A 12,126-nucleotide genomic window follows, 5' to 3' on the forward strand; every position below is an offset into this window, starting at 1 on the left:
GAGCGAAAGATATAAAGATTGTCTAGTTGTCTCGACCACGGGAAAAACACACGAATACTTGTATCCCGACAGTTGGATAACCAAGCAGGAATTGCACGACCGGGAGGGGGGGGGGACCGACTAAGCCGATGGGCGATTGGTGCGTTAGAGCTTGGCGAGTCCGGTGGCGTTGATAGTCAGGGTGTTGAGCTCGGAGTCAAAGATGCCGCTTCCTCGGACGACAATGTGCATGCCTCGCTTCAACTGAAAGAGTTGCTCAGCGCTGCCAGGGAAAGGCTTGCCGTTACCATCGAGCATTCGGACAACAACCGTTGGAGCACTTTCGGCTCTCTTGCGACAAAATGGACAGGTCGACGGATCATGCCCAGGATCGCTGGCTTCCTCCCCCTCAGGAATCGCCGATACTAAAAACTCCGCCGACTTGGCATCAAACGTGTCACCCTTGCCTGCACCTACCATAACACTGACTAGGAACGTTTCCAATTCGCCGCATTGCAGCATCGCTTCGTCTAGCGTTAGCGGTCTTTCATCGCCAACCGTCAACTTAGTCAACTCAGGGACGGAGTTCGCTGTCTGACGATCGGACGAACAACCAGACAGGAGGAGAGTGAGGCACACGCCAGCAATACCGAGCGGTTGCGACCAATGAGATAACATGGAAGAAATCCTATTTAAAAAAACACTGGGCGGGTATTCATCCCGCCCAGGTGAGTCTGATCCGGGTAAAGCCTGGACTCGTTGCCTCGTCCACTACCTTTATAGCTTTTCCCAAAGTGCTTTCAGTGCTGCAAGCTCGGCTTCAAAAGCTTCCTTGATGTCATCAAATTTGACTTCTTTGTTATCGTGAAGCCCCTCGTCGATCTTTCCAATTGTCGCAAAGAGTGCGTCGGCAGCAGCCTTGATGGCGGCTTGCTCTTCGTCGCTCTTCGACTCGGCCTTAGCCTTGGCGGCTAGGTCTTCGAGCAAGTGACCAATGTCGTGGATCTCATCATGAGCGGAGTCGAAATCTCCCTTCTCGCCAGCTTCCTTGATCTTACCGGCTAGCTCAACAACTTTGGTCACCGAGTCCTTTAGGCCGATCTTCGCACCGGCTTCATCGCCGTGTGAATGCCCGTCGTGAGAGTGCCCCTCATGGCTGTGGCCATCGTGGCTATGAGGCGCACCGTCGTGGCTGTGGCTGGAGGACGAGCCATCCGTCGGCTTGCCGGGGTCACACCCAATGAAAAGGCAAGGAACAACGAGGGCTAGACCGAGTACGAGGCTGCGACGCATAATAAAACCTATCTTTAAGTGAGTAAAGGAAGGGTGTGACCGGTTGTTCTGTTAGTTACGACGCCATTGCCAAGAACTGATCGCTATAGTTCACTCGTTTCTTACCGTAGATCGAGAGGTTTACCGTTCGGTGCGTTGTGGCTAAGACATCCCAAAGCTCACTCGCTTCGATGCAGCGAAGGTTCAGCATGGTCTGGGCTCCTTTTTCCTTCCATCTCATCCCACTCTTTTCCATTCGATCCTTGGGCACATGCCGACAGGCTCCTTCAATATACCCAGTGCATATCGGATAGCCTTTTGCCAAATACTCACCGTACTTGATTCGTGAGCGGTTGTTTTCCAAATACTTCACGATCTTGCCAAGCTCTTCGCGTTGTGCTTTTTTTATGCCCTTGCGTCTCATCGCAGTCTTGATTCCTATGATCATTAGACCTTCGGTTCCCTTAAGCAGTAGCAGCAGCTGTTCGCGAACATACGAGCTTTGCGAATCTGGTTGGATGATCTTCGCGGCTGCCCAGATTCGCGGAAGTACATGCATCAGGTCCAGTATTTCAATCGTGTTCCATCCCTCCTGGTACTCATGCGCTAAGTTCCAAAGTGATGGTTGCCCGTCGTGCATAACCAAAATCTCTTGACCCTCTCGGTGGCGTCGGAGCGTATTGGCAGTTAGCCATTGCTGAGCTTGCTCTTCAGCGGACTTACCGATCACGTTTCCGTTAGAATCATGCTTGGTCAACGCCCCAAAGTACCGAGGATTCTTCGGCTTAGCTTCTGATCTACTTGTCTCGCCTGACTCAGGCTCATGGAATAAAGCATCAATGATTTCTGTAGCCGTTCGAACATCGCGATCTACGGTATACACTCCGGCCATGCACGCCATTTGTTTCTGCCCCGGCTTGGGGCCCATGCGTTCGACAGAAGCACCCACAGGTGTTTTTTCCGTTTGCTTGCGTACCATCGGGATGCCTTTGTTGTCACTGGTTTGGACCAAGAGTTCTGCCTCGGTAGCTCGATCGATCGATGGCGGATTATCGAGTACCAAGGCCGCTGATTTTCCCAATCGGCTTCCGATCCGTTCGGCGCTGTCGACTGGGACGTGGAGTGACGTGATTCGTTCCAGTAACCCAACCGCTTTATGGAAGGAAGATTCGGTCGCATGAGTTCCGACCCACGACTCGAAGACCAAGGAATAATCATTCTGCGGGAGCCCTAAATGCTCGTCCAAAGGAATGGCTTGGATCGCTTGATCGGGTGTTGTTCCATAGACGTAGCGTTCGATTCTGAAATCGCCAAAGATGGAGCGATACCTCCGAGTCCGTTTGGGCATTCGATTATAGACTCGCCCTTTCTTCTCGATGGTAGGTCCAACATCTCCCTGGCCTGCTTGCTCGATGATTGTTCCAATCAATGCATGTCCGAGAGCCATTAGTCGCTTGTGTAAATCAAGCTCCGTTTGGTCGATCGCTTGCCCCGTACGAAAAGCTGTGTTAGCCAGCTCTTTAAGCTGTGCGACAATACAATCTACATTCTGGAAATCCAACGATTCGTTCATGATTTGACTCCGTGATTGAGAACCGACGAAAAAGCTCGCCGTTACCCTTATTATCTCTCTCAATACTGAAAACGAAACCAATTGGTTGTCGCCGGAAATGATGCCACAATATCTTGTGCTAGCAAATCGCGACTCACTACCGACTAAGCAACGATGAGCCGGTCACACCCGTAAAGGAACGACTCTGTGGTCGAAACCACAGAGTTTAAGTTCATGTTTTCTTAAGATCCAATATACGCTACGCAATCGATTGCGGAGGGTTCGATAGAAGATTTTCCTTCGGTTGCTTACTCTCGACCTTCTGTAATGCCCGGCCAAGTATCGGTGCGGAACGGTGTCAGAGGCAAACCGGCGAAGCTGTACATGTTACAAACCGGATTGTCAGCCCAGGCGTATCGAACGGCAACCGGGACAGGCACATTCGGCGACGAAACCTCGATGGTTCCATCCTTGCGAATGGCCGCAGTCGCCTTGTGAAATTTCTTGTCCTCGCCGGCGATTGTGAATCCAACTGGTTGATTTACGTCAAAGGGCCGCCATCCTCGCGCCGCGTGATCGAACGACAAAACCGCTTTGTTCCCCTCGACCGTCATGGATTTGTACCGTGGGCTTTGATAATCGATCGAAAAGCCGTATTCCCTAGCCAAAGCCCAGCGTGCTAGGCGGCGCCCGACATCGACTTTGTTCATCGGGTGAATATCTTTCCCCTCACCAATATCGATGATAACGGCCTGTCCCGAGTTAGGAACGGCATCCATGGCCATGGTCTGCGCCTCGCGCAGTTCTGCCCAGTCACTATCGGTGGGCTCGGTTTCCTCGGCTCGAAAATCCGCCAATTGAACCCAATAAAATGGGAAATCACCTTGCCCCCAAGCGTCTCGCCAATTCTTGATCATGGCAGGGAAAAGTTTGCGATACTGATACGCCCGTCCTGCATTCGATTCCCCCTGGTACCAAATCGCGCCTCGGATTCCGTATCCCAAATGAGAGACGAGAACACCGTTATAGATGTTGGATGGTCGCGAGTTACCCGTCAGATTACCAAGAGCTCGTTTTTCGTCATCTGTCAGAGTCTCTTTTTTCTTGAGTTCGGCCAATGAGTTTTCCAGTGCAACCCATCGCTCGTTGAGTTGTGGAAATTCCGAAGCGATGACCGACCGATCGATCCAAGCTTCACACGACGAACCACCCCAAGCGTTATTGATCATCCCAATAGGTACGTCAGTCGATTGATGAATTTGCCTTGCAAAGAAATAGCCAACGGCTGAAAAATCATTGATCGTTTCTGGCGATGCGACTTTCCATTTTCGATCGTCGTGGCTCCAAATCGGCTCCTGGGTTCCGACTTGAGGAAAGTTGATCATGCGAATTTGTGGATACTTTGCCGTTAGCCGCTCGAGATCAGCATCGTTCGAGCTTCTGACGCCCCATTGCATATTGGATTGTCCGGAACAAATCCAAACCTCACCCACTAACACATCTTGAATCTCGATCGTGTTTTCACCAGCGATCTTTAGCACATACGGCCCCCCCACTGCTAACACGGGTAGCTTGGCACTCCAATTGCCTTGCTCATCGGTGACCGTTTCTACTTTTTTGTCTTCGACGGTGATCGTAACTTTCTCACCCGCCTTGCCCTTGCCCCAGATTTTGTTTTCCTGCCCCTGCTGCAAGACCATGTGGTCGGTAAAGATATTGGGAAGTTTAATCTCTGCAAAGCAAATATTGCTGGTTGTCGAGCTTGCAGCGACGATAGCGAGCATCCAAGTCAATTTCTTCATGGTGAGCACCGTGTAGGAGAGGGAGGTAAAAACGATCGAGCGGCTCCAGATTGACAAAAACCGAAGCCTTTTTTCAGCGATCAACGAGAGGTTTAATGATACTGTCGATTTGTCTCCAATACATATGGTGAACAAGAATTGTGGAGACAAGAATCCCAAAAAAGAGCTGCGAACGGTATTTCGATCTCAGTGAAGCCAATAGGGAACTCATCCAGCTCAATGCTAAAACGCCCACTCCTGTTACAAAAACCGCCTGCCAGCCGAGCACGATTCCAACCAGCAAGTAGGCTTGCTGGTAATGCGTTCGGGACTTTTTTTGCACATAAATTGGAAGCAATCTGGACGTGGCAACGCCGAACAACCAGCCGACCACACCACCCACCACGAGGGTCACGACTACATGTACGATTGCTCCCAAGGCTGGCGGTGCGATAGGCAACCAAGCAAACCATTGCACGAAGCTCAATGGAAGATACAGCAGTTTCGCGACCGCAAAGCAAATGCCGAAAACGCCAATGGCTCGCCATGGGAATTTGGACTTTTCCAGATCGGCCATCGCCAGCATCACCAACGATGCAAAGAACATGGCGTGAAAAACAAATGCTCCGATGAGATACCATTTGGGATAGAACACTGTCCAAATAATCCCGGCATACATCAGAACATTGAAATTGGGCAAATTGGCACCTCCTGAGAACAGTTCGCGAGCCGCGATGAGAATAAACAATGCTCCTACTAAGACCTCGACCAGCAGATACCTAGGCGCAATCGGTAGTTTGCAAGTGCTGCAACGCCCTTGACATGCTAACCATCCAAGTATCGGAATGTTATCACGGAAACTCAGCCGTGTTTGACAGAACGGGCATTTAGAACCACCGAAGACCACCCCTCGGCCTTCAGGCAATCTACCGGCAAGAACGTTGAAGAAGCTCCCGATACTCGCTCCCAGATAGAAGAACCAGATAACTGCCAGATACTCGCAAGTGTGATACAGTTCTCGGACTGGGGATTCGAGACCTTGCTCAAATTTGGCGCGGTTAGGTTGCAAATAGATTCGTATGGACTGCTGCACCGGTGGCCACGCGAATGTGTAGAGAGCCCAACCGAGAACTAAGACAATTGCAACAGTCAGCAAATACCAATTCGTTCGCTGCTTTCTTCGTCGCCTGCGACGCACTGTTTTGCTTATAGTTGGTTCTTCAACATTATTACTGAATTCAACAGTCGGGCTTTGGTCTCCTTGGGAAACTTCTTCTAGGCTCAAGGTTTCATTCTTTCCGATCGTGTGGCTTAAAACGCAGCCCGTTGTTTTTGAAATTGTTGCAAAATGGCTCGTAGTGGATCTTGGTCACCACTTGCATCGCCTTGTTTCAAGTCGCCAGGTGAGAGTCGACGAACTGCTCCTGGGTTCCGTGCGTTGGTAGCCACTTTGTAGACATCGAGTACAGAGTCTTCGCGAAGCGTATCGCCTGGAGGAACGAGAAAGTATCCGATGCTACGAGGCTGCATATTGATATCCTCGATGGGATTCGGACTCTTGCCGGTTCGATCGATCGCGATCGATTGCAAGAAAATCTCGTACACGCTGATATCGTACAAAACCGCAGCGGGAATAGGGATGTTGTACTGTTGTTGCGACCAATTGCCAAAGGCATCCATGATTTCTACCGATTCCACAATCGTGGCCCCAGCATCTCGCTGAATTGAGATCGTTTCCTTTTTGCCAGCGGGTATCCGAATCTTTTGCGGGTTGTCCGGCATACGGCGATCGGCGAAGAGAAGCAGGACCTCGTCTCTATGAGCGTTGAGCAGCGTTAGGTTGATGGGGGGCAGATCGGGATTCGGGATGACTTGCTGCTGGACTGTTCGGAACTGAGGAGGTGGCAGCGTAATGATGGGCTGTTGGGGGTACCAAATCTGCCATGGATCGTAGACGATCGGTTGCAGGAAGAGACCCGAGGAGTTCACCCATGTTAATCCCATACCAGGAAAATGGACGCTTTCGAAGCAATAGCCACTTTGAAACGAATTGATGCGCCAGAGTTGCCCGATATTGTTGCTGATAGGAAATAACCCAACGGGGTGCCGAGCCCCAGCCGCGATACGCAGCCTCCCATCGACTCCAACCGCCATCCACTGGCTTCCAACTTGTTGTTGAATTCGAAAGAGCCCGTTGCCAATCGAAGCGATATACCAAGCGGAAGCGATGTCGGTCGCACGCGACACGAGCCCGAACTGATTGCTGCCCCGAAGTGACAGAAATTGCCGCGTCGATGCGGAACCGACCCCAAAGTGCATCGGCAAGATTGAGTCGCCATCAAAACCCGTGACCGAGGATTGCTGCGAGGTGGTCTGAGGAACTTGGCTCGGAGTGGGCAAGTCGAGATTCATGCCTGGAGGTTCGATTCCGGTGTCTGGCAAGATAGGTTTGATCGAACCAGAGCCACGATTCGAGCCACCGTCCCCCTTAGGAGAGGAGCCATCTGTGCGCACTAGCTCATCGACTTTCATCCGGCTCGTTGTGAATTGAATGCTCCCGTCTCGCAGTATTCCGATTTGCATAGGACCAGTTCCGCTGGTCGGCCATCGGATCACCCGCTTGGCTTCTCGGGAACTGTAGCTGATCCAATTGCCATCCTGCGTATCATAACGAGTCAATCGCTTGTACGAGGTCTGGGTTCCTGCTGGATCGATTATGGTTAATTCGTCATCGTTCAATCTTGCAATCGAAGGCTTATCCAGTCCTGGAGCAGATAACTCAAACAATCGATCAGGGCCGCTCTGCGCGAAAAGCACGGAGCACTTCACGGAGCACATCACGAACCAACAAGCCAGGAATGCTGTGAGAAGTTTTTTGCCCAAAGCTGGTAAGGGATGCCAGCTTCTCTGCGCTACAGATTGGAGTTGTGACTTAAAATGCAGTTGCAGCTTAAGCAGTACCCTGGAGAGAGATGAACAATTTGACATGCGATTCGCTTCCCCGCCGATAAATGCCGCGAGCTGCTAGTTGGTACAGATCTAGCTAGCGTCGTCATTATAGCATCTCTGTTGGGGGTTGTCGCATTGGCGGTCTACGATTCCGCTACATGGTTGGCTCGAGACGGGTGCTCCGCTTGCTCATCACCATTTGACGGTACTTGATCCGGGCATTGGACATCCAGAAGAATTGGTAGATGTTGAAGCCAAGCAGCACTAGAGCGGCCAACGCCCAATTAAATCCTATGCTCGGTTTTTCAATGACTGGCGGAGTAACATCCTTTTGAGGTGTAGTGTCTGTGTTGGAGTTAGCTACGAGAGGGACTGCAGGGGGAACGCTGCCCGCGAATTGCGGATTGGAAACTTGCGTGAAGGGGTTACCCCCAGGGCCTTGCTGAAAGGCGCTGGTTGGAACGTTGCTGAATCCAGCGTTACCGTTAGCTGGAAACAGATTGCTGGCCATTTGTGCGTAGGCGGGATTCATAGTGTTTACATAATCAGGCTGCATAGCAGGAGGCAGCATTGGTTGAGTTTGCGTCGGCATGACGCCTCGGTCTGATCCCTGACCGGCCCAGCCGCGGGGGTCTGGCGTGTCTTGGCGCCCTAGCATGTTGTTCAGCATGGGGTTGTTGTTCCGCGAACCAACGCCCATATCCCGATCGCGATTGTTGTTGACTAAGTCATTCGTGGTTGCCCTCGGAGGATTCGACATGGAAGGATTTGTCATCGAGGGATTCGTCATCGACGAAGAATCGTTTCGGAGATTGTTGTTGAAATTGGGAGTTACAGGGCTGGTTGGGAGCACGGCTCCTTGGCCGCCGCGCGGTTGCCCAAAATCGGACTGGGTTGCGATGGGGGTAGGGTCAATAAAAGCTGGTACGCCGCCCAGGCTGCTTCCCCCCAAGTTTTGGATATTGTCATCTCCCAGAGCGTCATACCGTGCAAGAACAGATTGCGGAATCGCGCCTTTAGGTAGCGTTCCATTGCCGATCCGAATTGTGACCTGTTCGACGTAATCTTTTACCGTCGGGTGGATCGGGATGATCATTTCGTTGCCGGTCGGCCCCGACATAAACTGTTGGAGATTGTTGACTGGAATTTGAACCAAATAGGTGTAGCGACCGGATTGATTATCGAGCTGCCAGCCGACATTGTTTTCCCATTGCCCAATATTAGTCGGCGCCTGAGGGGCATATCGCATCAGGGCTAGGTTCTGAATCGTGGGCTCAATGCTGGCTTGGGAGCGAGAGTTGAGCATGGGTGGATCGACGCGTGGCAATTCTTTGTTGTCGATACGAATTGCGAGTTGCTCGATTCTTCCTACCAATCGATCGGGAATGCGAACCGGCAATTCGCTTCCGCTGGGACCTTGGGCAAAGGACTCGATCTGATTAGGGGGAATCTGAATTATGAAAGTAAACTTCTGGGAGCGTTGATCAAGCTCCCATCCACTGGTCGGTTCTATCGACTGCGAGTTTTGCAATCCAGGCAAGAGTCCCACTTGCGGGAGCAGCATCGTCAATAGAATTGAGAGTAGACCTGTCATTGCTTTTGCCCTGAGCGATTAATCATTCCATGGAATCGGAAGGCTGTACCTAGTGTGTGCGCATCCTGCGTGACTTGGAGATCATAGAGGATTTGGTTTGGTCGCGTAAAGAGAAATCATTGTAGGAAAAGAGGTTAGTTCCGCAAATTAGCGAAACTGCGATCCCGAATGCTAGCATTCAATTAGTCTTTCGATTTTGCGATTGGCTCAGTGAGGTTAGAATCAGGCCCGCTTTAGGCTTAAACAATTGTTCGCGATGCGATTCGCTCTATGCTATTTGAAAGGGTTACCACAACAATGCAATTCAGACTTCGCGAAGGAAGAATCGGATATGGTCAAGCTTGGTGCTTGGGGCTGATGGCGTTCATAGGGGGAGGATTGTGCGGAGCGGCCTGGATCAGCGGGGTTAGGGCGGGCGATGACGAGCCCGTACCGACTCAGATCAGTGGGCAGACGGATCCCACAAATTCAACCAACAGCCCAATCCCAGTAGACATTGCTTCGGACCCCGTATTCCGAGAGCTATCGAAGGCCTTCTTGCGATCGAACCAAGCGGAAAACGAGATCCGCTATAGCCCCAGTAGCACCAGCGACACCGTCTGGCACGCCATAGAAAGCGCTCTGAGTACCGCCAAACTGCTCGAAGCGGAGGAAGCTCGCTTGAAAGCCCAAGGCGAACTGGAAAAGGCGAGCCAGATTCGGGATGCGATTAACGGGATCAGGATGCAAGGGGTCAAATTACTGGCAGCCGAGATGCAAATCACGCTCTCGTAGCTCGTTCATGGAAAAAGTAAGGTTCTAAGACTGGCGAAATACAGCCTTTCCTGGTAGCGTTTTCGTCAATTCATATTCCTAAGTCATTCGCCCCTAAGCCATCCGGCGTCGTCTCGAGCCACCAGCATTTATGTCAACTTCTCCGCAACATATTGAACAAGAGCGATTGCGACGACGTACTTTCGCGATCATCTCTCACCCTGACGCCGGCAAAACGACGTTGACGGAGAAATTGCTGTTGTTTGGTGGCTCGATCGAAATCGCGGGTGCGGTTCGAGGTCGAAAGTCCCAAAGGGCTGCTAAATCCGACTGGATGGAATTGGAAAAGCAGCGGGGAATTTCGGTCAGCTCGACGGTCCTTACCTTTGAGTATCTCGGCAAGCAGATCAATCTGCTGGACACTCCTGGCCACCATGACTTTAGCGAGGACACCTATCGCACGCTGATGGCTGCGGATGCTGCGGTCATGGTGATCGATGCCGCGAAGGGGATCGAAACGCAAACCGAGAAACTGTTCCGGGTCTGCGCCGCCAGAAAGATTCCGGTGATCACATTTGTGAACAAGATCGATCGACCGGGAACGTCACCGCTAGAGATTCTGTCTGAGATCGAGAAGGAATTTTCGATTCAGGCTGTACCGGTGAATTGGCCGGTTGGTTGCTCGAAAGAGTTTTTGGGGATCGTCGATATTGCGAGCGATCAACTGCACGTCTTCCTGGATAAAACGGGGGACCGTCGCGGTAGCACTCTGCAACTCAATTGGAACGATTTGTCAAACGGCAATATCGCTCTCGATTCATTGCGAGAAGAATCGGAGCGAGGTCGAGGGATCGATGTATTCGACGAAAAAGTAATCGGAATCGCCAAGGAGGAGTTGGAACTCATTCAACTAGCGGGACACGAGTATCAGCCGGAATTGTTTTTAGCTGGTGAGCAGACTCCTGTCTTCTTCGGGAGTGCGTTGACCAATTATGGGATGGAGCTCTTCTTAAAAGGTTTCATCGAGCGTTGCCCACCGCCGGGTGTGGGAGCAGCTAGCATCGAAGCAGCGACTTCGGAACACACTGAAGCACCGAAGAGTGAATTCTCTGGCTTTATATTTAAGATCCAAGCGAATTTGGACCCGATGCATCGGGATCGTGTCGCCTTCGTTCGTATCGGGTCTGGTCGATTTGAGCGGGATATGGATGTCGTCGTAGAACGAACTGGGAATCGCGTTCGATTGCCGAGAGCTTTGAAGATATTCGGCCGTGAACGCCATACCATGGACGAAGCCTATCCGGGGGACATTATAGGAGTCGTATGCCCAGGAGAATTGCGTTTAGGTGATACATTATTCCAAGGAGATCCGATTCGCTATCCGGGGGTTCCGCAGTTCTCTCCCGAAGTTTTTGCGAGTGTTACGTGTCCTGACACCTCGCGTCGCAAGCAGTTTGACCGAGGAATTCAACAATTGGTCGAGGAGGGGGCTATCCAGCTTTTCTACTCGAGGGGACGTCAAAAAGATGCGATTCTAGCAGCGGTCGGAGAACTGCAATTCGATGTCGTACAGTTCAGGCTGGAATCCGAATACAACGCACCTTCGCGGGTGCAGTGGCTGCCATACAAGCATGCTCGTTGGTATCGAGGAAAAGAGGATATCGAAGCGGACGATCTTAAAACTCCGTATGGAGCGAAGCTGGTTCTCGATTCCTTTGGCAGCCCTGCGATTCTATTGCAATCCGAATGGGATCTAAGAAACTTGGAACGAGAAAACCCAGGTGTTACGTTCGAATCGATCCACGAATCGAGAACGTCAGTCGCCGACCTAACCGCCGAGCGGTAACCCCTCACGTAGTGGACGAGGCAACGAGGCCCGACTGCTTGGGACGAATATGGCACGAATCGCTTGAGGGCTTTGGCAGGCGGTCTCCCGTGCCAATGGACTCATCGCTTCGTCCACTACGAAATCAGGACTCATCGCTTCGTCCACTACGAAATCAGGACTCAACGAGGCAATAAGGGGACGGAGGTGATTTTTGCGAGCCCCCCAAGCTAGGAGTATTCACGAGTAACTCACTTCCCTTCGCTTATCACCGTGTAGCATGCAAAAGGTGGCTACCAATCGCATGGTGATGTTACGGCTGTCCATTTTTCATCCCAGAATGGCCTTGGCGGTTGGCATACAATGGGACTGGATCGCGATCGTAGCGTCCCTTTCCATTGTGTTTTTTCGCAAGAACCAT

9 protein-coding genes are annotated in these 12,126 nt (G+C 51.6%); 2 read left to right on the top strand and 7 right to left on the bottom strand.

Annotation, left to right across the window (positions count from 1 at the left end):
* Positions 1-144 precede the first annotated feature (144 nt).
* From SH449x_RS18470 to SH449x_RS18500, 7 genes are all read right to left on the bottom strand, one after another.
* A complete protein-coding gene (locus SH449x_RS18470; protein ID WP_482377552.1) occupies positions 145-657 on the bottom strand; it encodes a hypothetical protein in 513 nt (170 codons plus the stop codon).
* A gap of 99 nt (positions 658-756) precedes the next feature.
* Positions 757-1,272, bottom strand: a complete 516-nt coding sequence (locus tag SH449x_RS18475; RefSeq protein WP_482377553.1) for a hypothetical protein — start codon at positions 1,270-1,272, stop codon at positions 757-759.
* A 55-nt stretch (positions 1,273-1,327) separates the two neighbouring features.
* Positions 1,328-2,824: an ISKra4 family transposase gene (locus SH449x_RS18480; RefSeq protein ID WP_482376812.1), complete on the bottom strand. Its 1,497-nt coding sequence runs from the start codon at positions 2,822-2,824 to the stop codon at positions 1,328-1,330.
* A 287-nt stretch (positions 2,825-3,111) separates the two neighbouring features.
* Positions 3,112-4,605: a sialate O-acetylesterase gene (locus SH449x_RS18485; RefSeq protein ID WP_482377554.1), complete on the bottom strand. Its 1,494-nt coding sequence runs from the start codon at positions 4,603-4,605 to the stop codon at positions 3,112-3,114.
* A gap of 73 nt (positions 4,606-4,678) precedes the next feature.
* The gene (locus SH449x_RS18490; protein WP_482377555.1) at positions 4,679-5,869 is read right to left on the bottom strand and encodes a prepilin peptidase; all 1,191 of its coding nucleotides are present in this window, start codon (positions 5,867-5,869) and stop codon (positions 4,679-4,681) included.
* Between the two features lie 26 nt (positions 5,870-5,895).
* Complete coding sequence (locus SH449x_RS18495) at positions 5,896-7,401, bottom strand: hypothetical protein (protein WP_482377556.1); 1,506 nt, start codon at positions 7,399-7,401, stop codon at positions 5,896-5,898.
* A 286-nt stretch (positions 7,402-7,687) separates the two neighbouring features.
* Entirely contained in the window at positions 7,688-9,097 is a 1,410-nt protein-coding gene (locus tag SH449x_RS18500; protein ID WP_482377557.1) for a hypothetical protein, read from the bottom strand.
* A 327-nt stretch (positions 9,098-9,424) separates the two neighbouring features.
* On the opposite strand from SH449x_RS18500, the gene SH449x_RS18505 reads away from it, so the two are divergent.
* Together SH449x_RS18505 and SH449x_RS18510 are read left to right on the top strand one after the other, a co-directional pair.
* Entirely contained in the window at positions 9,425-9,901 is a 477-nt protein-coding gene (locus SH449x_RS18505) for a hypothetical protein (protein ID WP_482377558.1), read from the top strand.
* 130 nt (positions 9,902-10,031) lie between these two features.
* The gene (locus tag SH449x_RS18510; protein ID WP_482377559.1) at positions 10,032-11,726 is read left to right on the top strand and encodes a peptide chain release factor 3; all 1,695 of its coding nucleotides are present in this window, start codon (positions 10,032-10,034) and stop codon (positions 11,724-11,726) included.
* The last annotated feature ends 400 nt before the right edge of the window (positions 11,727-12,126 follow it).

Origin of the sequence: Brakhagea baltica (assembly GCF_052161605.1) — a bacterium.
In the GTDB taxonomy this organism is placed as follows: domain Bacteria; phylum Planctomycetota; class Planctomycetia; order Pirellulales; family Pirellulaceae; genus JBKCUI01.